Origin of the sequence: Cuspidothrix issatschenkoi CHARLIE-1, from assembly GCF_002934005.1 — a bacterium.
Classification (GTDB): Bacteria; Cyanobacteriota; Cyanobacteriia; order Cyanobacteriales; family Nostocaceae; genus Cuspidothrix; species Cuspidothrix issatschenkoi.
The window spans coordinates 22000-44065 of the sequence record NZ_PGEM01000066.1; the positions used below are offsets into that span (position 1 = coordinate 22000).

A 22066-nucleotide genomic window follows, 5' to 3' on the forward strand; every position below is an offset into this window, starting at 1 on the left:
TATAATACAATGGAGGGTAAATATTTACTATAATTAACTATGCAAAGCACAGAGTCACCCTTACAATTGCGGCTGTGGACTGTTGAAGAATACCACAGAATAGCTGAAGCAGGAATATTTGATCCCAGTGAACGGGTCGAATTATTAGAAGGGAAAATAATTTGGATGGTTGCTAAAGGAACATCCCACCGTTCAGCAGTGGGAAGAACATATAAACTATTAGAACACAGAATAGGTCATAAGGCTTGTATAGCTATTCAAGACCCTGTAAAATTAAATGAAAGGTCTGAACCTGAACCAGATATTGCTGTAGTGAAAATAGATCCTTTAGACTATGCAGATCATCATCCTACCCCAACAGAAATTTATCTAATTATCGAAGTTGCAGATAGTAATCTAAAACTAGATACAGAAATTAAAGCTAAAGCTTATTCTCAAGGAGGAATTAAAGATTATTGGGTGTTAGATGTAGTCAAACGCGAATTAATTGTATTGAGAAATCCCACAACAGAAGGTTATCAAAATCAAGAAATTGTCACAGAACATCAAAAAATATCTCCTTTAGATTTTCCTGATTTAGAAATTGTAGTTACCCAGATGCTACCACTTATCTATTAAATATCAGGTTCAACACCCAGATTTCTTAACTGTTCTATCAACCTTTCCTTCTGTCGTCTTTCTTGTTCCGTTGGAGTTAAAACCCAATTACTAGAAGCATCATACCACCGTAACCAAGGCTGCTGAATATTATTATATGTTCCCTCCCAAACACCCAAACCTAATTCTATTTCTGGTATCCAAAAACGAGAATTTGATGATGATAAATCTATTTCTGCATAACGACCACCATCTAATTTAAACATTCTAAATTCATACTTGTAACGGGCAAAAATAGCATAATAGGGAATCCTTAAAATCTGTTCATATACTTCCCATTTTGTTGGCGGTTTTTCCACATCTCGTAAAGTCTGTCCTAAATCTTCCTTTTCTGTTCCTGGTGATAGTAACTCCACGATAATAAAGGGAGTAATTCCCTCTTGCCAAATTACATAACTTAAACGTAAATCGCCATTTTTATATAGGGGAGAAACACCCACAGAGACAAACCAATCTGGTCTTTTGTACCATGTTGGATGATTTGGATTATAATATAAATTCATATCACTAGCAGTAAATATTTTGTTGCTAGGATAGACAGGAGAATTAAAAGTTTCGTCTAATAAACGAGGTTGTAATAAATGAAATTGATCAGGCAAACCTTTTTCCTCTGGATCTTCACTTTTGAGATCATACATCGTTGGTAAAACTTCTTGGGGAGAACGGGGAGGATCAGTTTGATACATAGTAATAGTCCTCTTAAAAAACTCTTCTCTATTATATAGGACTTACGCAAGATGTAACTGAAACCCTGATTATTTCGTAGGGGTAATTCATGTATTTTGCGTAAGTCCTGTTATATTAGAAATTATGTAGGATAAATTACGCTGTCGCTAAAATGCTATATGGTCTTGATCAAATACCCAAACATCTTGTATCATAATAATAGAGCGTCAAAAATAAACACCATGACTAAATCACCAGTTCAAAATCTTTATCAAACAGACTTTGCACTGTGGATAGAGAAAACAGTCAATAGATTAAAATCTCAAGATTATAATCATGTAGATTGGGAAAATTTAATTGAGGAGATAGAAGCATTGGGGGGAAGAGATAGAAGAGAATTAGAAAGTCGGTTAATTACATTATTTGAACATCTTCTTAAACGTCATTATGTCAACTTACCCGAATGTTATCGTGGTTGGGAAGTAATAGTTAATAGTACCCAGCAGGAACTAAAACGTATTTTTCGAGACTCTCCAAGTTTACGTAATTATTATTTGACTATTAAAGATGAATGCTACCAAGATGCAGTTACCAACATGGGGAAAGAATATGATACTAAATTTCCTGAAGATTCTCCTTTTTCTCAAGATATAGATAGGCTATTAACTGAAAGTTTTGATCATCTTTAAACTATGTCTAGAGATGATAAATCATAAACTAATTACTAATCCTACATTAATTAACCTCTGCAAAACCTGTTTCAAAACCATTCCTGTCCAATCAATATCCGCTTCCGTTGTCTGTTTTCCTAAAGTTAATCTAATGCCACACAAAGCCGCTTTTTGAGAATATCCCATAGCTAATAAAATCGGACTGGGGTTTAATTTACCACTATTGCAAGCAGCACCAGCACTAATACCAATTCCCGCTAAATTTAACTGACGTACCAAAGTTTTACCAGTGATTTTTTCCCCGTCGGCAAATTCTAAATAAAAACTGAGATGATGGGGTAAACGGTGAATTCTGTCACCTGTGGGAATTAAACCAGGAACATCTGCTAAAATGGCAAAAAGGCGATCGCGCAATAATATCAATCTTTCTGTTTCCGTCTCTAATTCCTGTGCTGCTAACTGTGCAGCTACCCCAAACCCAGCAATAGCGGGTGTTGCTTGCGTCCCTGAACGCAGTCCGGCCTCCTGTCCACCCCCACCCAATAGCGGCATTAATTTCACCCCTGGACGCACATATAACGCCCCCGCACCCAAACCACCATATAATTTATGACTAGATAAACTCAATAAATCTACTGGTAAAGTCTGCACATCTATGGGTAAACGTCCAGCAACTTGCACTGCATCAGTATGAAATAAAGCACCATGATTTTGAGTAATTTTCCCTAATTCGGCAATGGGTTGGACTGTTCCCACTTCACTTTGTCCATAAATCACAGATACCAACACCGTGTTATGTCGCAAAGCTGCTTTTAAATCTTCGGGGTTGACTCTTCCTTGATGATTTACACCCAAACGGGTAACTTCCCAACCCCAACTTTCTAACATTTTCGCCGGTTCAGAAATAGCCGAATGTTCTACACAAGAAATGATGATATGTTGGGGGACAAGATAACATCGCGCTACCCCGATAATCGCTAAATTGTCCGCTTCCGTTCCCCCCGAAGTGAAAATAATTGATTCGGGAACAGCGTTAATTAACCCCGCAACTTGCATTCTCGCAGTTTCTACAACCAATGCGGCGCGGTTGCCCCATTCATGTAAACTGGAAGGATTACCCCACTGTTGAGTTAAGATTGTTTGGATAATTGCGATCGCTTCTGGACGAGTGGGAGTAGTTGCACTATAATCTAGATATACTTGCATAAAAATTAACAATTAAGTGGGCAAATATTTACTTTTCTACATAATTTAATAGGTCACATTTTGGGAATAATAGTTTATGTATAACCCTTATCTAATTTTATCAGATTACCGTGTTCATTTTCCCACAAATGCGCTATTTTTACTATATCTTTTTATTGCTATTCACTCTGACTAGTTGTGAACAAATTCAATCATCAAAACAACGTTTAGCACCATTACCCCAAGATTCTTTAATTCAAGTTTACTTCAATAATTCCGAATCTTCAGAATATCAAGAAACCTATCGTCAGCAAACCCGGTTAGGGGATGATTTAGAAAAGCAGATTATTGACACTATTTCCCAAGCTAAATCTTCTGTAGATGTAGCTGTACAAGAATTGCGTTTACCAAAAATTGCCCAGGCATTAGCAGAAAAACACAAAGCAGGGGTTAAGATCAGGTTAATCTTAGAAAGTAATTATTCTCGTCCTTGGAGTAGTTTTACTTCTACAGAAATAGCGAAGTTAAAAAAAAGAGAACAGGAACGATATAACGAATTTCGGAAATTTGTGGATAGCAATCAAGATAATCAAATCACACCAGAGGAAATTAGTCAACGGGATGCTTTAGCAATTATTCACAATGCCAAAATTCCTTGGATAGATGATACTGCCGATGGTTCAAAGGGTAGTAGTTTAATGCACCATAAATTTGTTGTTGTTGATAATCGTTTTATAATCATTACTTCTGCCAATTTTACCTTTAGTGATACGTCAGGTGATATTAGTAACCTTAGCAGTTTAGGCAATACAAATAATTTATTAAAAATAGATAGTTCTGAATTAGCAAATCTACTCACAGAAGAATTTAATATTATGTGGGGTGACGGAGTAGGAGGAAAACCAGATAGTAAATTTGGAGTTACAAAACCTGTTCGTAAACCACAAACAATTACATTAGATAATAGTAAAATCACAATTCATTTTTCTCCCACATCTCCTAGTCAACCTTGGAGTAATTCTACTAACGGGTTAATTGCCAAAACCTTATCTGCAAGTACAAAAACCGTAGATTTAGCATTATTTGTATTTTCAGATCAACAACTTGCCAATATTCTCGAAGAACGACATAATCAAAATGTGCAAATTCGGGCTTTAATTGAATCACAATTTGCCTATCATCCCTATAGCGAAGTTTTAGATATGATGGGATTTGCTTTAAGTGATAACTGTAAATATGAAGTTGATAATCGTCCTTGGAAAAATCCCATTTCTACCGTTGGAGTCCCAATGTTAGCTAAGGGTGATTCATTACATGATAAATTTGCTGTAATTGATAACCAGACGGTAATCACAGGTTCACATAATTGGTCACAAGCAGCTAATAATGGCAATGATGAAACATTAATAGTGATTGAAAATCCCGCAATAGCAGCACATTATCAACGGGAATTTAATCGCCTTTATGGTAAAATAAAACCCGGACTACCAGCAAATATTAAATCTAAAATTGATGCCGAAATTCAAAAATGTCCGCAAATCAAACAACCATCATCTTTGGTAAATCCAATTACTAGTAAAATTAATCTCAACACCGCAACTCAAGCAGAACTAGAAACTCTTCCTGGTGTGGGTAAAAAGTTAGCACAGAAGATAATTATAGCCCGTCAACAGCAAAAATTTACATCTTTACAAGATGTTGATAAAGTACCAGGAATTAGTGATAAAATATTGGCCAAATGGCAAGGAATGATCACATTAACCTCAGATTAACGCATATACGGATAATCATGTTACCATTAATGAAATTTTACGATAAATTGAATGGGGCGATCGCCCACAATCAGAGTTTACTATTTATAGGACTAGATCCTAATCCGGAAATGCTCCCTGAGCAATATTGCCAGAAATCACATCCCCAAAGTATGATTGATGGTCTGTGGGATTGGTTGGAATTTACTATCTCCCAAACCACTGATTTAGTATGTGCCTATAAACCAACCCTGGGATTTTACGCAGCTTTAGGTATTCCGGGATGGGAATTACTACAACGAACCTTAAAAGCTATTCCTGCCCACATTCCGATTATATTAGATGCTAAACATAGCGATCTTAATACTAGTACAATTCTCGCTAAAACTGTTTTTGAAGAATGGCAGATTGATGCAATTACATTGAGTCCTTATGCAGGACAAGATCACGTAGCACCCTTTTTAGTTTATCCCGATAAAGCCGTTTTTATTTTGTGTACAACTTCTAATCCATCTGCGGCAATTTTACAGCAATACCCTACAGCGGAATCACCTTTTTATTTACAAGTAGTCAAAGAAGCAAAAAACTGGGGAACACCTGAACAACTAGGTTTAGAAGTAGGAACTATTCAGCCAGATATTTTAGCAAAAATTCGCAAAGAAGCACCAGAAAGAGTAATTTTAGCCCGCAGCATCTGGTCTGAAGGTGGTAATCTTAAAAACTTGCTATCAGCGGGATTAAATTATAATGGTGATGGGTTACTTCTTCCCGTTTCTCAAGATATGTTAGGAAGTGAAAATCTATCTACACAACTGCAATCTTTAAGGGCGGAAATTAATCATCTCAGAACTGAAATTTCCCAAGAAAACTCCACCTGTTCCGTCTGGTTTCCTGATGTTTGTTTGTTAAATCAACACCCACTTTTAGATTTAATTCTACAACTTTATGACATTGGTTGTATCATGTTTGGTGAATTTGTCCAAGCTTCTGGAGCTACATTTCCCTATTATATAGACCTCCGCAAAATCATTTCCAATCCCCAAATATTTCATCAGATAGTAATTGCTTATGCAGAGATTCTTAAAGACCTAACTTATGATAGAATAGCCGGTATTCCTTATGGTTCCTTACCTACTGCTACCGGATTATCATTACATCTAAATTCCCCGATGATTTTTCCCCGCAAAGAAGTAAAAGCACACGGAACCCGTAAGGTAATAGAGGGTAACTTTAATCCTGGAGAAGTTGTTGTCGTTGTTGACGATATTCTGATCAGTGGTAAAAGCGTAATGGAAGGAGCAGAAAAGTTAAAATATGCAGGATTAAATGTCAATGATATTGTAGTATTTATGGATCATGAACAAGGTGTAAAAGACAGATTGCGAGAAAATGGTTATCAAGCACACGCAGTTTTAACAATTTCTGAAATTACAGAAACTTTATATGCAGCAGGACGTATTAGTGAGGAACAATTTAAAACTTTATCTGAAATAAATTAGACATTTATTCTCAAGATCAAAATGTGAATTAAATAAGGTATAAAAGTAGGGTATGTTAGCGACAGCGTAACGCACCATTCCAGGTGTTCTCTGTGTCTCTGTGGTTCGTTCCTTTCTAAAATTGGTGCATTTTTATACAGAATTGGTATTAATTTAGTATAACAAAAGTTACATTAAGGAATGTTGATTATCAAAAATGAAATTACTATTCGTCCCATGAAAGATAATATCCATGATTATCAATTAATGGAAAAATGGCGTAGTGATGAAAAAGTATTACAATTTTATGGTGGTAGAGATAACCCTTATGATTTAGAAAAAGTTATAGAAACCTATCAACCCAGAATAAAAGGAGAAGAAGCATTAATTTCCTGTATTTTTTCTTATCAAAATCAAGAAATTGGCTATTTACAATATTATGATTTGGATAAATTACCAGAAAATATCAGACAAATGTATTGTCTAGAAAAAACAGATCATGTTTATGGTGTTGACTTATTTATTGGGGAAACAGAATATTGGCATCAGGGAATTGGTACAAAAGTGCTTTTATCTGCCATAGACTATATTTTTAATCAACTGCAAGCTGGTAAAATTGTCATTGATCCTAATGTTAAAAATATCCCCGCTATTCGCTGTTATGAAAAATGTGGTTTTGTAAAAATCAAGCTTTTACCAGGTCATGATTTACATGAAGGTAAATATCAGGATTGTTGGTTAATGGTAATAAATCGTAATAATTCGTTAAACTAAGAATAAATTACCTGCTGGAATTTAGCTTGCTATAAAAACCATGACTCAACCAACTACAAAAATTTGTATACTAGGTGGTGGCTTTGGTGGACTTTACACCGCCCTCCGTTTAAGCCAATTACCCTGGGAATCTACACCCAAACCTGAGATTATTTTAGTAGATCAGAGCGATCGCTTTGTCTTTTCTCCCCTCCTTTACGAACTCCTCACCAGAGAACTCCAAACCTGGGAAATAGCACCACCCTACTCAGAATTACTCCAAGGAACAGGTATCCAATTTCACCAAGCGGCTGTTTCCGCAATAGACATTAACAAAAAAACAGTCCAATTAGCAGATAAATCAGAACTGAATTATGACCGTTTAGTATTAGCATTAGGTGGGGAAACACCCCTAGACCTAGTTCCCGGTGCTGCTTCCCACGCTTACCCCTTTCGTACTATTACTGACGCTTACCGATTAGAAGAACGTCTGAGGGTTCTCGAAGCAGCAAACCCCGAAAAAATCCGTGTCGCCATAGTTGGTGCAGGTTACAGTGGGGTAGAATTAGCCTGTAAACTAGCAGATAGAATTGGCGAAAAAGGACGTTTCCGCCTCATCGAAATCGGTGATCAAATTTTACGCACTTCCCCAGAATTTAACCGTGAAGCCGCTAAAAAAGCGTTAGATAGTAAAGGTGTATTTATTGACTTAGAAACCAAAGTAGCAGCAATTGATCAAGATAGCATCTCCCTAGAGTATAAAAATCAAATAGACACCATTCCTGTAGATTTAGTAATTTGGACAGTGGGAACAAAAGTTTCCCCAGTTGTCACAGTCCTACCCCTCAAGCAAAACCAACGCGGACAAATCACCACCACACCAACATTACAAGCCATAGAACATCCCGAAATCTTCGCTTTAGGCGATTTAGCCGACTCCATAGACGCAGAAGGAAAACAAGTACCCGCTACAGCCCAAGTTGCGTTTCAACAAGCTGATTATACCGCCTGGAATATTTGGGCTTCTCTTACCCATCGTCCTTTACTTCCTTTCCGTTATCAACCATTAGGCGAAATGATGGCTTTAGGAATAGATAACGCTACCCTCACCGGTTTAGGTGTGCAACTAGACGGTTCTTTTGCATACGTAGCCCGTCGTTTAGCCTATCTGTATCGTTTACCCACATTAAATCATCAGTTAAAAGTAGGTTTTAACTGGTTAGTTAGCCCTATCATAGAAGCCATTTCTAGGTAAGTTTCCTAGTAGGGGCGGGGTTTACCCGCCCAACTTTCTCCGTCTAAAATATTTGATGAGAAATTGCCATTGGGATTTTCACAAATTCAGATATGATTGCTATATATTTTCTGACTAGTGACTACTTAGATATTAATTTTTATGAAAAAACCCAAAGTTATTTTTTTGGATGCTGTAGGAACTTTGTTTGGTGTTAAAGGTAGTGTGGGTAAAGTTTACAGTCAAATAGCCCAGGATTTTGGTGTAAAAGTTTCCCCCCAAGTTTTAGATCAAAACTTTGCTAAAAGCTTTAAATCAGCACCACCTCCCATATTTATTGATGCACATATTAGAGACATTCCCCAACGTGAGTATGATTGGTGGCGGATAATTGTTTTAAATACCTTTGAAGGTGCAGGTGTTCTCCAGGAATTTTCTGATTTTTCGGCTTTCTTTAGCGAACTTTACATCCACTTTGGTACTCCTGAACCTTGGTATATTTATCCTGATGTGCCTTTAGCTTTAATGAACTGGCGACGCTTAGGAGTTAAACTAGGTATATTATCTAATTTTGATTCTCGTTTATATTTAGTTTTGCAAGGTTTAGGACTAAAGGAATATTTTACTTCTGTAACCATTTCTACCCATTGCCGTGTAGCTAAACCAGATCCAGAAATTTTTAAAATCGCCTTAAATAAGCATAAATGTTTACCTGAAGAAGCATGGCACATCGGCGACAGCATCAAAGAAGACTATGAAGCTGCCAAAGCCGTAGGAATGCGAGGAATTTGGATTAACCGAAATCCCAGTGTCTAATACCGTAATTATACTATCAATATAGATTTAGGGTGTAAACTTTTCTTGCAAAGATAACACATCTCGCCATATTCATAAGTTATCGCTGTTACCCTAGAAGTTAGATTCTTGATTAATTTGGGTAGTTCAATAAATGAAAAAATCTCTATCAGATATTTGGTATCAATTGCGTCCATCTTTATCATTCCTCAACAGTAGCAATACCACTCCCGAAACTAATAAAGCAGTTTTAGCAGCAGCAACCATTCCAGAAAATTCATCTTCTTTATTAGCTGTTTTATGTTCACCTTTAACCGAAATTATCAATGGTGAATTATCATTTTTATCCTTGGGATTAACTTTACTGCAAATTAACCGTGATATTTCCCAACCAGCGTTAAGTTTAGAAAACTACACAGCTATTATTAGTCAAGCTGCTTATTTAGAAAGTATCCGCGACATTTTATCTTTATATCCTGCTTTAAACTATAATCAACCTGGGGAAAATGAAGAATTAGCACCAATTTTAGATAATATCAATAATATTGAATTAGATGCACAAACAGCAATCCAAACTATTGAATGTTTTCATGAATCTCCATTAGCAACAGCATTCAATCACCTATTATCTACAAGATTAATTTCCCCCCATCTGAGTAATTATCCTGCGAGACTGTTAGCTAAAAGAATAGCTGTTAATACTCACCGCTATATTATTCAAGCTTTGATAGCTTTGGATGATGATATCCAAGCATTTATCCCAGATAGTCACCAGCAATGGCAAAAAGAAGCTGAAAATCTCGAAAATCTGCAAATTTATCTCAATAATCAAATTGGTAGTCAATTATCTAATCAGGTTTTTGATCAAACTTGTGTATTTAAAGATATTTATATTCCCCCTCAAGCTAAACCTGTAAATAAATATGGAGAAATAGATATTAATGCTGCTGCTTTTGATATAGAAGCATGGGTAAAGAAAAACATCTTAACGGAAAATAAATCAGAAAAAGTAATATTTATTCAAGGTAAAATTGGTAGAGGTAAAACAGTTTTTTGTCAAGTATTTGCCGATTGGGTTAGACACCATTTATATCCCTTATGGACACCAATTTTAATTAATGTTAAAGATATTAAAATTCTGTCACCTCGGTTAGAAGATACATTAAAAGCTAACCTAGATATAAGTTTTATCCAGAGTGATGATGACTGGTTAAAAAATAAAAATACCCGCTTTATTTTCATTTTTGATGGTTGGGATGAATTACCAGGTACAGTGAGAAATAAACATATTCTAGAAACATTCATTCAACAACTTGCCGAATTTCAGCAACGATGTCAAAATGATGAAAACATGAAACACAGGGTATTAATTACCAGTAATAATATCCCGCTATCAACTATTTCTAATTTACCGACCAATTTAGAAAAAGTAGAAATTCTGCCTTTTGATCAACAACAACAAATAAAATGGCTAGAAAAATGGCAATCTTTACCAGATAATCAAGGAGAAAAACCAAATTTACAGGAGTTATTAGCTAGTAATAAATGTCCAGCAATTGTTAAAGAATTAATTGGTGAACCTCTACTATTATACTTGATTGCCGGAATGTATAGAGATGATTACATAGTAATTGATGATTTAGTCGGTCATAATTATCGGACTGGAACAGCGTTTATTCATGAATCTGCCATCAATTGGTTAATTACTAAATTAGATCATAATTTTCATGATAAATCACCACATTTAAGATATATTATCACCCAAAATGCTGTTGATTTTGTCCAATCAGATGGACAATTTAACCCTAGTGCAATTAATGGGGAAAAGATCACCACACCTTGGGCAGATTTTTATATTGGTGCTACTCATGAATCAGATCATCAGATAAAATCTAACTATCAATGTTTAACTAATTTTCTGTTTGCAGAACAGTTAAAATTTAGTTTGATTAGTTGGACAGAATATCAAGAAACTGCAACTGGTAAAGAACTCATTACCACCGAAGCTGAAATGAATTGGCAAATTTATGATTTGCTGGGTTTCGGGATTCTTAGTAAAGATATAGTTGAATATTTGCTGGGTTTAATCATTGGGATTGCTGATTTTCGCTGGATACAATTATATAGACGGTTAGAGAACTTTTATAGTAGTTGGTGTCAAGGTAAATTTATTGATACTGCTGAAGAAACTTTAGCCCAAATCAAACTCAAATCATTACAAAATGCTGGTATTTATCAATTAGGTCAGCGTCAAGTAGATATTTATGCTGGGTTAAATGTGATGATTTTACTATTATCTATCCAGCGTTATGCCCAAGAACATGAGGTACTCAAAGAACATATAATTTTTTATCCCTCTGGTCAACTAGAAGGAAATAATTTCACCTACCAATTACAAAATATTATTCATTACAGTAATTGTTTAGATCATGAAAATTTCCGCAGTTTGGTGGGTCAATTTCTAAGTGGTACTCATTTACGGGGTGTAAGTTTATTACAAATAAATCTCAGTTATACAGACTTGACAGAAGCAGACCTCAGCCGTGCTAGTTTATATGGGGCAAATTTCAGCCATGCTAATCTACATTGTGCCTATTTCATTGGTACAGATTTAGAAAAGGCCAATTTTACAGCCGCAAATTTAAGTGAAACCTATCTTAGTGGTGCAAATCTCAGTGGGGCTAATCTACGTGATGCTAATCTTAAAGATGTAGATTTGAGTCGTGCAAATCTCAGTGGTGCGGACTTGCGAGGTGCAAACTGTGATGGTGCAAACTTTATGGGCGCTATCCTAAGTGATGATGTCTATGGTGATGTGCGTTGGGATAAGAAAACTAACTGGAAAAATACGGACGGTTTAGAAATTGCCAAAAACGTGCCACTAGCTTTAAAAAAACGACTGATGACGCTTAATGCTACTTCTGAGTAAAATATAAATTCTAGATCTCTAATCTCCATCTATCTACAAATAGAGATATAATTTCACTCGAAAAGTTTTTGGGTTTTGATTCTGTGGGTTTTCAGCCTACTTTCTTATAAAATAAAAATTCAGACCGACAATTTAGCGTGGTAGAAAATCGCTTCGCAGTCATAAATGCCGGTCTGCGTTTATACCATGCTCCTTGATCCAAGATGAAACATACGTTATCAGTTATTGTTGAAGATGAAGCGGGGGTTCTATCCCGCATTGCTAGTTTATTTGCGCGTCGAGGTTTTAATATAGAAAGTCTTGCGGTTGGACCGGCGGAGCAGGAAGGTGTATCCCGAATTACAATGGTTGTACCTGGTGATGATCGCATCATTGAGCAATTGACTAAACAACTATATAAGTTAGTTAATGTTCTCAAAGTCCAAGATATTACGGAAATTCCTTGTGTAGAAAGAGAATTGATGCTTTTGAAGGTAAATGCTACTAGCAGTAATCGTTCAGAAATTATTGAATTATCTCAGATTTTCCGAGCGCGAATTGTGGATGTGGCTGAAGATTCTTTAACGTTGGAAGTGGTGGGTGATCCTGGTAAAATGGTAGCCATTGTTCAAGTCCTACAAAAATTTGGACTGAAAGAAATTGCTCGCACAGGTAAAATATCTCTGACTCGTGAATCGGGTGTAAATACTGAATTATTGAAGTCTTTGCAAGCAAAATTATAACATGGTTTAACCCCGGTTATTAGGAAGTAATTCCCACAACGGAGAAAGTAGGTTGGGTTAAGCAGCAGCGCAACCCAACAACAGAATTATTTGATTGTCAGAAGTTTTAAGCAAAACTAGAAATACCAAAATCTGGTGGTATATCTTGCAGCCTTCCTGGTCCAATAGCTTGTAGTCCTTCTTTGAGGATAATATCACCCGTATACAAGGCTTTACCCACTATCACACCGGTGACACCTTGGGGTTCTAAAGCCAATAAACTTAACAAATCAGTGACCGAACTGACACCACCGGAAGCAATTACGGGTATGGAAATTGCCGCCGCGAGTTCTCGCAATGCGTCTAAATTAGGGCCTTGTAGTGTACCGTCACGGTTAATATCGGTGTAAATGATTGCTGCTGCACCTAATTCTTGCATTTGGGTCGCTAGTTGGGTGGCTAATACTGTTGATGTTTCTAACCAACCGCGAGTTGCAACTAAGCCGTTACGAGCATCTATACCAATAATAATTTGTTGAGGAAATTCTTCACAAAGTTCTTGGACTAACTGGGGTTGTTCTACAGCGACAGTTCCGAGAATTGCCCAATTGACACCCAGATTAAATAATTGTACAACACTGGAGCGATCGCGTAATCCTCCTCCCACTTCAATGGGTATCTCCAGATTATTTCTAATGGCTTCAATGGCGGCTAAGTTGACGATTTTACCAGCTTTCGCGCCATCCAAATCAACTAAATGTAATCTAGTTGCGCCTTGGTCTGCCCACATTTTCGCCATTTCCACGGGGTTTTCGCCAAATACTTGCGATCGCTCGTAGTCTCCTTTATATAGTCGCACACAGCGACCTTCTAATAAATCAATTGCGGGTATTACTTCCATAATTGTTGACTTTTGACGGTTGACTTTTGACGGTTGACTTTTGTACGGGCGAACGGCCGTTCACCCCTACTGCCTCTTAACTGTCACCTGTTCCTGTACTGCTTGGCGAAAACCTAAGACTAGCAAGATGTTAGCAAGGGTTAAAAAAACTTCCGCGCCACCATGTAACCAGTCTATATTGGCGAGTTGTTCTTGATAAGCGACTTTGGCATAAATGCCGGCGGGAATAGTGACAGCGACAAATACCAATGTGCCGTAAAATCCATATAAGGCTAAACGTGGCATTTGGGGAACGCGGCTGATAAACCACAAGAAACCCAAATAAGGAAACAGAGAGAGGGCAAAGAGGGTTTCTTTTGATATCATGATTCTGATTTAATAGGTTCTGGTTCAATGCTGCTTGCAGACTTTGTGGAACGCCAAATGAGATAAGCTGCCGCCCAAAGGGTAAAATTACCAATTAGTGTCATGGTAGCTTGTAGGGTTACTAACCATTCTAGAGATTCGGAATTGTCGAAATAATGCCAGGTACAAGCACACATTGCACTAATTAAAGCAGGTAACATACCAAAGGATAAGCCCCACCAACTACAATTTTTACTAAGTTCACCGTATATCCAGATTAGCCAAATTGCGGCTATCCACTCAATAACGCTAGAAATATGAATTATCCAGGTGGGAATTGAAAGGGCGTGCATAATTAATAGTCAGTTGTCGGTTGTCGGTTGTCAGTGGTAGATAATTTAGTTTAAAAAAAATTGGTAATCCAAAATCCAAAATCTAAAATTCAAAATGGGGAAAATGCGGGTTTTATTGTCTGGGTATTACGGTAAAGGTAATGGTGGTGATGAAGCCTTGTTAGCCACACTTCTGCAAATGCTACCATCTGATGTTACTCCTGTGGTGCTTTCTGGAAATCCTGAAGAAACTCATCGGCGTTATGGTGTGGAATGTTACAACCGTATGGCGTTTTTCCAGGTGATCAACGCTTTGCGTTCCTGTGATGCTTTTATTTGGGGTGGTGGCAGTTTAATTCAAGATGCGACTAGCACTATTAGCCCTTTTTATTATGGAGGATTAATGGCTTTAGCTCAAGTGATGGGTTTAAAAACGATTGCTTGGGGACAAGGTATCGGTCCATTGTTGCGTTCCCAAACTCGTTGGTTAGCAAAGAGTAATTTTGCAGGTTGTACTCAAGTCAGTGTACGCGATCGCTCTAGTTCTGGTTTATTATCACATTGGAGTATATCCCATATCCTTGCACCTGACCCGGTTTGGGCGTTGGAATCGAAACCAGTACCGGAATTAGTAGATTTACCAAAACCGAGAATTGCAGTTACTTTAAGAAATCATCCCCAATTAACAGAAAATAGGTTAACAACATTAACGCAAGCTTTAGTTAATTTGCAGAAAGAAACTCAGTCCTTTATTTTATTATTGCCATTTCAAAAAAGTGAAGATTTAGGAATTGCCGAAAAAATTCATACTCAATTAAAAGATGTGAGCAGAGTTATTTGTTCGGAAGATCCACAAGTTTTAAAAGGTGTATTTCGTAATGTGGAAATGTCCATAGGAATGCGTCTACATAGTTTAATTATGGCAGCAAGTGAAGGTTCTCTTTGTTTTGCTTTGAGTTATGACCCAAAAGTAACCCGATTAATGGAAGATTTAGAAATACCAGGTTGGGATTTAAAGGATTTACCAGATGATGTAGATGTAATTAGCAAAGCTTGGATTAATTATTATTACCATGGTGAATCTTTATCAGATGAGAAAATTCAATTCTTAGTAAATGAGGCTTATTTACATCGAGAGTTGTTGAAAACAGCTTTAAATATGTAAATTTAATTGTCATAGACAATAAAAAGGCAAAATCAATATAGGAAAATCCCCTTGGTTGTAGGTTAGTTAGAATGATGTGAGGCGATAATATCCCCAGCTTTTTTTATTTATTATCTCCATAAGTAGAACGTAATAATACCATATCTGGATGAAGTTGTAGAGACGTTCCAGTGGAACGTCTATAGCAAATTTATTTGGTGCAGCCTCACATAAAATTGGTATAAATAATTCAAAATTTGTAGTCAGGAATTTATTCCTCCTTTGAGGACTGATATCCTGACTACGAAATGATCTCCAGGTTTTTTTTACAATAAAAGCGTTATTAAGGGAATGTGAATTTCCAAAATATCCGGATCTGAGAATAATAAATCTGTAGAAAAGTTAATGTCATACTATTTTGACCAATCTTCATGTCAGTTGTATCTCACAATTGACAAAGATTATCCATGATATTTTTTGGCAACATTTTCTATATCTTATAACACCTAACCAGTATATAACCATCCTATCTAACAAATCAGTACCTAAAATTATATCTTTTAGATATCAAGGAGTATCAATAAATATGACTAATATCAATCCATCTCATACTACTAAACAATTATTAGCAGGTTATGCAGGAATTATATTTGGTGGATTTGGAATACATAAATTTATTCTTGGTTACACTTCAGAAGGTTTTATTATGTTGTCTATTTCCATAATTGGTGGTTCTTTTACCTACGGATTTACATTAATAATTATGCAGCTTGTGGGTTTAATTGAAGCGATGATTTATTTGAATAAACCCCATGAAGATTTTGTCAATACATATTTTGTGAATAAACAAGGTTGGTTTTAGGCTTTTGATTAAGCAAGACGAATATGCAAATTCTCAAACATAAACAGATACACTTACTTATTTTGCTCATGATGAGCATGGGATATTTTACCGTAGTATCCAGTTGGGAAATAAATTATTTCTACAAAAGTCTAATTTTTATGTTGCCAATACAATTAACTACTGTAATTTACAGCAATAAAATTAAGCTAAAGTAGTCATTAATCATCAATTAAATTTTTTTCTGTGGTTACTAGTCTACCAAACTTTAAAACCCTTAATTTCTATAATTAAAGGCTGTCATTTTCCAACTTTTATCTATCGAGCATAGAGAAATTTTACCAGCCATATACCCAGCCACCCTAAGAGAGCATACACAACGATTGCCATTAGAATATTAACATCAAAAACGTTTGCTCCACCACTAGCAACAGGACTAATCAATAAGCTGGAAAATGGCGCAATGAAGGGAGCAGAAAGATTATAAATAAACTGGGCAAAAATATTTTGCGTATTTGCACCAGAAAAACGTAAAAAGAAGCGTAACATCAGCAAAACTTCTAGCAATCCGACTAGAAGATAAATGCTATTAATAATCCAGGCAAATGTAGAGCTTCGTCTGCCAGATTCAAGTCGTCCCTCTTCCTGTTGCAGTCGGAAATTTTCTTCTTCACGGTGAAGTTCTTGTCTTCGATCATAATTACTTTGTTCACGAGGATTTCTATTCATTTTGTATAAGTGTGAGATGTTTAATAATATGGCTATAACTTCGGTGCTAGTCTTCAAACCTCAGCTACAGCCCTGCATCCTCGAAAATTAGACTATGCGGCGACCAATTAGTAAATTGTAAACTATTCCCATTAGAGCTAAAACTAAAAGCAGATGAATTAAGCCACCTCCAACATTAACGGAGAACCCTAACAGCCAGAGGATAAAGAGTATAACAGCAGCAGTCCAAATTAGATTAATCATATTTTCCTTTTCTATTTAGATAAAAGTGATGAATATTTAATATAGGCAAATACAGGTTACAGTCTGTTTTGAGAGTAGGCATTTGGTTATGTCAACATCTTATCTGAATCTTATTGGCTCTCAATCCTCAAGAAGAAATAGTCCAAACGAAAGAGAACAAAATTAAGCAATTAGATACTTGAAAACAGATTTACCTGAACGTTTTAATATTTTAAATAATTGGCATTAACAATAATGGAAACTCTATTAGTTGATAAAATATTTCGTGACAGCAATGGCAAAATTGTTATCGCTCAGGTGCCAAACTTACCGCTTATTGTTTGGGTATTAACTAGTTTACTATCTCTAATTTTTACAACTGGAAAAATCAATACAGTGTTCAGCTTACTGGCAAATGGCTTTTTATTTACTTGGGGGTGGATAGAATTATTTCAAGGTGTTAATTATTTTCGTAGAGGGCTAGGTCTTGCCGTATTTATTGGTATGATTGCATTAAAAGTTATGTAGTTTGATTGTCGAATATTTACAGGCTTGCAAATCTCTGAAAATTATTGATACTTAGATACAACTAAGTAATTGTGCCAAATAAATTGTACATTTAGGAGCAGTCCGGTATCTTCAAAAAGGGAATCTAAAGAAATTTAATATTCTTTCACTTGGTTAAAGTGGCAGATTTAGCTTAACCTCAAAGTAGAGACGTTAGTTACCAAGCGTCAGACTAACAAGAGCGAATCTAGAAACTAGCTATGCAACTGATCCCAAAGACTGAAATAGTATCCGAATCTCCCACAACCCCAACAACATTGGACTCAGAGAAAATTATTTTAGATGTTGGCGGTATGAAGTGCGCTGGATGTGTGAAAGCAGTGGAAAAACAGCTTCTGCAATATCCAGGAGTAAAAAGTGTCTGTGTTAACCTGGCTACAGAAGTGGCAGTTGTGGAAGCAGAACGTGGTACTGTAGATGCAGAAGCACTAGCTCAGAAATTAACAGAGACGGGCTTTCCCAGTGAGTTACGTAGAAATAAAAATGCTGGTGATAAATCTGATCCTGCCCGGAACTCGGCTACCAAGCAACGCCAAGAAATACAAGGGACAATTAGACAGTTAGTAGTTGCTATTTTATTACTGGTATTATCAGGAATTGGCCATGTTGGTGATCTTGGCTCTTCTATTTTCCCTTTTTTAAATAATATTTGGTTTCATTGTGGACTGGCGACGGTAGCTATTATTGTCCCTGGTAGACATATTTTAATAGAAGGTTGGCAGGGTTGGCGACGGGGTGCGCCAAATATGAATACTCTCATCGGTTTGGGAGTGCTAACGGCCTATACTGCCAGTTTGGTGGCGTTATTGTTTCCCCAAATGGGTTGGGAGTGCTTTTTTGATGAACCGGTGATGATGTTGGGTTTTATTTTGTTGGGGAGAACTTTAGAAAGACAAGCGCGAGGACGTGCTGCATCAGCATTTCGCCAATTGTTGGCGTTAAAACCGCAAACAGCGAGATTAATTATTAGTCCTGACCCGGAAAAATTAATTTCTGGGGCAAATATTATAGAAATTCCGGCGGAACAAGTGCGTGTGGGTGAATGGTTGCAGGTGCTTCCAGGGGATAAAGTTCCGGTAGATGGTGAAGTTCGCTTTGGCCAAACTACCGTAGATGAGTCCATGCTGACTGGGGAAGTTGTACCCGTGATGAAGCAACCGGGGGACACTGTGACTGGGGGAACTTTGAACCAATCAGGGGCGATCGCTATTCAATCTACCCGCACAGGTGATGATACAACTTTAGCACAAATTGTGGCTTTAGTAGAAGCTGCCCAAACTCGCAAAGCACCAGTACAAAAATTGGCTGATAGAGTGGCTGGTTATTTTACCTACGGTGTATTAACAGCTTCTTGTTTAACATTTGCCTTTTGGTATTTGCTGGGAACTCAACTCTGGCCGGATGTAGCTATATCTGGGGGGATGGAAATGGCTCATGATATGGGGCATACTGCCCAGCATTTACTACCCCACACTCAATATTCTGAACTATTAATTAGTTTAAAATTAGCGATCGCTGTCATGGTGGTTGCTTGTCCCTGCGCGTTGGGACTCGCTACCCCTACAGCTATTCTCGTAGGAACGGGTATGGGTGCAGAACGGGGACTATTAATTAAAGGTGGGGACGTTTTAGAAAAAGTCCACAAATTAGACACGGTAGTTTTTGATAAAACTGGCACTCTCACTACAGGCAAGCCCACGGTAACTGATTGTATAGTCTTGGTAGAATCAGTTTCGCCATCATCATTAATTCAACTAGCAGCGGCAGTAGAAAGTGGCACTTATCACCCCCTATCTACAGCTATCCAACAAGAAGCTAAATTTCAAGAGTTAACCATTCCCAATGCTGTGGAGTTCCACACAGAACCAGGTCTGGGCGTATCTGCTGTCGTAGAGGGAAAAAATGTCCTGTTAGGTAATTGGGAATGGTTAAATTACCACCAAGTGAATATTCATGACAAAGTACATCAACAAGGACACAAACTAGCCAAAGCCGGAAAAACCGTCATTGGTGTAGCTGTGGATGGGACTTTAAGCGGCTTAATTGCAGTGAGTGATACCCTCAGACCAGATGCCCAAATTGCAGTAGACAAATTACACCAGATGGGTTTACGGGTAATGCTGCTCAGTGGTGATAGACCAGAGGCAGTTCAAGCGATCGCCAAACAACTAGGAATAAATAACGACGATATTATGGCAGGTATCCCTCCAGCCCAGAAAGCTGCTACCATTCAATCTCTTCAGTCTGAAAAAACTAAATCCGTTGTGGCCATGGTAGGCGATGGTATAAATGATGCTCCTGCTTTATCACAGGCAGATGTGGGCATCGCTTTACACTCTGGTACAGATGTAGCAATGGAAACTGCGGAAATTATCTTGATGCGAAATTCTCTTACCGATGTTGTAAAATCAATTCAGTTGAGTCGTGCCACTTTCAATACTATCCGGCAAAATTTATTTTGGGCTTTTGCCTATAATACAATAGGTATTCCCCTAGCTGCTGGTGTATTATTGCCTAGCTGGGGTTTTAATCTGGGGCCTTCTAGCGCCGCAGCATTAATGGCCTTTAGCTCCGTTAGTGTTGTTACCAACTCAATTTTATTGAGGAGATTTGCTCCCTAATATAGCGAAAGGCAAGATAAACAATAACTAGTAACATGAAAATAGCAATTAGTGGTGCAACAGGATTTGTGGGTAGTCCGCTAGTAAAAAGACTACATAAAGAAGGTCATACAATATTAGTCTTGACTCGAAATCCTAATTCTGCTCAAAGGGTTTTTCCCCCATCAGTTTTTGAGAATTTAGAAATTATTGCTTATACCCCTGGTGTATCCGGTGCTTGGCAAAATGCGATCGCAGGTTGTGATGCAGTAGTAAATTTAGCCGGAGAACCCATTGCTGAAGAACGCTGGACACCAGAACGCAAGCAAGAACTTCTCAACAGTCGCAAACTGGGTACACAGAAAATTGTGGAAGCTATAGCCAAAGCTAATCCTCGCCCCACTGTATTAGTTAATGCTTCTGCTATCGGTTACTACGGAACGAGTGAAACCGCAACTTTTGATGAAAATAGTCCCCCAGGTCAAGATTTTCTCTCCGAAATTTGTCAGGAGTGGGAAGGGGAAGCGAGGAAGGTTAAAGATGCTGGTGTGCGATTAGTAATTCTGCGCTTTGGCATTGTTTTAGGTAATGGTGGCGCGTTGGGAAAAATGATTACCCCCTTTAAACTTTTCGCAGGTGGACCAATTGGCAGTGGTCGCCAGTGGTTTTCTTGGATTCACATAGACGACATTGTGAGTTTAATTATTCAAGCTTTAACAAAACAAACTATGGATGGCGTGTATAACGCCACCGCACCCAGTCCTGTCCGCATGAACGATTTAAGCACAACCATGGGGGAAGTAATGAATCGTCCTTCCTGGTTGCCTGTACCTTCTTTTGCCTTGGAAGCGATGTTAGGAGATGGGGCAAAGGTAGTATTAGAAGGGCAACAGGTTCTACCCAAACATACTTTAGAATCCGGTTTTCAGTATCAATATTCTAATTTAGAATCGGCATTGAGGCAGATTTTATAAAAGATCATGAGTAAATCTTCCCGAAAATATAGATTGAAATTGACAATCATTAACAAAGCCGCCCTAATTCGTTTATCTATTTTGATAGATTTACCAGAGTTGTTAATGCTTTAACAATACTATTGCCAATTTTCCCAAATATGTCTGAAACCCAATAAAATCGTAACGATATCAATAGGGTTTCAGGGTTTTGGCAATAGTATTGGGTTTAGTGGAGGTAATTAGGGTTTGCTGAATAAAGCTATAACCGTTTATTAATAGGGGTTTCGCGGATTTTAAGAACAAGTAAGTGCAAGATTTTGGCAAATGGAGTCTCAAAACAGTTGCATTTTTCCTTGTCGGGTCGGGTCGGATATGAGAAATTGAGGATATTCAGATAGTTGAAACTGTTCCCTGTTCCCTGTTCCCTGTTCCCTCTCCTCACAGACAACTTTTTCAGCAAACCCTATCTACAGTTATGTTATAATTGCAGTCAGCACTTGTGAAACGAAAACTTCACGTTTGTCTTGGAGAGGTGTCCGAGTGGTTGATGGTGACGCACTCGAAATGCGTTTTGGGGCAACTCAACGGGGGTTCGAATCCCCCCCTCTC

Annotated in this window: 21 protein-coding genes; 14 read left to right on the forward strand and 7 right to left on the reverse strand. The window is 37.4% G+C overall.

Annotated features, from left to right (window positions below; all coding sequences use genetic code 11):
* Positions 1 to 39 precede the first annotated feature (39 nt).
* Complete coding sequence (locus CUN59_RS09765) at positions 40 to 618, forward strand: Uma2 family endonuclease (protein WP_104387671.1); 579 nt, start codon at positions 40 to 42, stop codon at positions 616 to 618.
* Here the strand turns inward: CUN59_RS09765 and CUN59_RS09770 are convergent.
* Positions 615 to 1343, reverse strand: a complete 729-nt coding sequence (locus CUN59_RS09770; RefSeq protein WP_104387672.1) for a Uma2 family endonuclease — start codon at positions 1341 to 1343, stop codon at positions 615 to 617. The genes CUN59_RS09765 and CUN59_RS09770 overlap by 4 nt on opposite strands.
* Before the next feature lie 222 nt (positions 1344 to 1565).
* Between CUN59_RS09770 and CUN59_RS09775 the strand changes: the two genes are divergently transcribed.
* Positions 1566 to 2012, forward strand: a complete 447-nt coding sequence (locus CUN59_RS09775; protein ID WP_104387673.1) for a DUF29 domain-containing protein — start codon at positions 1566 to 1568, stop codon at positions 2010 to 2012.
* Between the two features lie 21 nt (positions 2013 to 2033).
* On the opposite strand, the gene CUN59_RS09780 is transcribed toward CUN59_RS09775, so the two are convergent.
* Complete coding sequence (locus CUN59_RS09780; protein ID WP_104387674.1) at positions 2034 to 3200, reverse strand: cysteine desulfurase family protein; 1167 nt, start codon at positions 3198 to 3200, stop codon at positions 2034 to 2036.
* A 110-nt stretch (positions 3201 to 3310) separates the two neighbouring features.
* Here CUN59_RS09780 and CUN59_RS09785 point away from each other — a divergent pair, with 110 nt between their 5' ends.
* From CUN59_RS09785 to ilvN, 7 genes are all read left to right on the forward strand, one after another.
* Positions 3311 to 4951, forward strand: coding sequence for a DUF655 domain-containing protein (locus CUN59_RS09785; protein WP_104387675.1), 1641 nt, complete (start codon positions 3311 to 3313; stop codon positions 4949 to 4951).
* 29 nt (positions 4952 to 4980) lie between these two features.
* Positions 4981 to 6429: a bifunctional orotidine-5'-phosphate decarboxylase/orotate phosphoribosyltransferase gene (locus tag CUN59_RS09790; RefSeq protein WP_104387691.1), complete on the forward strand. Its 1449-nt coding sequence runs from the start codon at positions 4981 to 4983 to the stop codon at positions 6427 to 6429.
* A 180-nt stretch (positions 6430 to 6609) separates the two neighbouring features.
* Positions 6610 to 7182, forward strand: a complete 573-nt coding sequence (locus tag CUN59_RS09795) for a GNAT family N-acetyltransferase (RefSeq protein ID WP_104387676.1) — start codon at positions 6610 to 6612, stop codon at positions 7180 to 7182.
* Positions 7183 to 7222: 40 nt separating this feature from the next.
* The gene (locus CUN59_RS09800; protein ID WP_104387677.1) at positions 7223 to 8416 is read left to right on the forward strand and encodes an NAD(P)/FAD-dependent oxidoreductase; all 1194 of its coding nucleotides are present in this window, start codon (positions 7223 to 7225) and stop codon (positions 8414 to 8416) included.
* 141 nt (positions 8417 to 8557) lie between these two features.
* Complete coding sequence (locus CUN59_RS09805; protein ID WP_104387678.1) at positions 8558 to 9211, forward strand: HAD-IA family hydrolase; 654 nt, start codon at positions 8558 to 8560, stop codon at positions 9209 to 9211.
* Between the two features lie 133 nt (positions 9212 to 9344).
* Complete coding sequence (locus CUN59_RS09810) at positions 9345 to 12119, forward strand: pentapeptide repeat-containing protein (RefSeq protein WP_104387679.1); 2775 nt, start codon at positions 9345 to 9347, stop codon at positions 12117 to 12119.
* A gap of 203 nt (positions 12120 to 12322) precedes the next feature.
* Positions 12323 to 12841, forward strand: coding sequence for an acetolactate synthase small subunit (ilvN, locus tag CUN59_RS09815; protein ID WP_104387680.1), 519 nt, complete (start codon positions 12323 to 12325; stop codon positions 12839 to 12841).
* Between the two features lie 106 nt (positions 12842 to 12947).
* Here the strand turns inward: ilvN and hisA are convergent, their stop codons facing one another.
* From hisA to CUN59_RS09830, 3 genes are all read right to left on the reverse strand, one after another.
* The gene (hisA, locus tag CUN59_RS09820) at positions 12948 to 13721 is read right to left on the reverse strand and encodes a 1-(5-phosphoribosyl)-5-[(5-phosphoribosylamino)methylideneamino]imidazole-4-carboxamide isomerase (RefSeq protein ID WP_104387681.1); all 774 of its coding nucleotides are present in this window, start codon (positions 13719 to 13721) and stop codon (positions 12948 to 12950) included.
* Between the two features lie 66 nt (positions 13722 to 13787).
* Entirely contained in the window at positions 13788 to 14087 is a 300-nt protein-coding gene (locus CUN59_RS09825) for a DUF3593 domain-containing protein (protein ID WP_104387682.1), read from the reverse strand.
* Entirely contained in the window at positions 14084 to 14419 is a 336-nt protein-coding gene (locus tag CUN59_RS09830; RefSeq protein ID WP_104387683.1) for a DUF2499 domain-containing protein, read from the reverse strand. Before CUN59_RS09830 ends, CUN59_RS09825 begins: the two co-directional genes overlap by 4 nt.
* Before the next feature lie 94 nt (positions 14420 to 14513).
* On the opposite strand from CUN59_RS09830, the gene csaB reads away from it, so the two are divergent.
* Positions 14514 to 15563 (forward strand): polysaccharide pyruvyl transferase CsaB, encoded by a 1050-nt coding sequence (gene csaB, locus CUN59_RS09835; RefSeq protein WP_104387684.1) that lies wholly within the window; start codon positions 14514 to 14516, stop codon positions 15561 to 15563.
* A 565-nt stretch (positions 15564 to 16128) separates the two neighbouring features.
* On the forward strand, positions 16129 to 16404 hold the full coding sequence (locus CUN59_RS09840) for a TM2 domain-containing protein (protein ID WP_104387685.1): 276 nt from the start codon (positions 16129 to 16131) through the stop codon (positions 16402 to 16404).
* A 297-nt stretch (positions 16405 to 16701) separates the two neighbouring features.
* On the opposite strand, the gene CUN59_RS09845 is transcribed toward CUN59_RS09840, so the two are convergent.
* Both CUN59_RS09845 and CUN59_RS09850 read right to left on the reverse strand, forming a co-directional pair.
* On the reverse strand, positions 16702 to 17112 hold the full coding sequence (locus CUN59_RS09845) for a YggT family protein (protein WP_104387686.1): 411 nt from the start codon (positions 17110 to 17112) through the stop codon (positions 16702 to 16704).
* A gap of 87 nt (positions 17113 to 17199) precedes the next feature.
* Positions 17200 to 17355: a lmo0937 family membrane protein gene (locus tag CUN59_RS09850; protein WP_104387687.1), complete on the reverse strand. Its 156-nt coding sequence runs from the start codon at positions 17353 to 17355 to the stop codon at positions 17200 to 17202.
* A 234-nt stretch (positions 17356 to 17589) separates the two neighbouring features.
* On the opposite strand from CUN59_RS09850, the gene CUN59_RS09855 reads away from it, so the two are divergent.
* The 3 genes from CUN59_RS09855 (at position 17590) to thyD (ending at position 21475) form a co-directional block, all read left to right on the forward strand.
* Positions 17590 to 17862: a hypothetical protein gene (locus tag CUN59_RS09855; RefSeq protein WP_104387688.1), complete on the forward strand. Its 273-nt coding sequence runs from the start codon at positions 17590 to 17592 to the stop codon at positions 17860 to 17862.
* Between the two features lie 239 nt (positions 17863 to 18101).
* Positions 18102 to 20522, forward strand: a complete 2421-nt coding sequence (locus CUN59_RS09860) for a heavy metal translocating P-type ATPase (protein WP_104387689.1) — start codon at positions 18102 to 18104, stop codon at positions 20520 to 20522.
* 35 nt (positions 20523 to 20557) lie between these two features.
* The gene (gene thyD / locus CUN59_RS09865) at positions 20558 to 21475 is read left to right on the forward strand and encodes a thylakoid membrane protein ThyD (RefSeq protein ID WP_104387690.1); all 918 of its coding nucleotides are present in this window, start codon (positions 20558 to 20560) and stop codon (positions 21473 to 21475) included.
* The last annotated feature ends 591 nt before the right edge of the window (positions 21476 to 22066 follow it).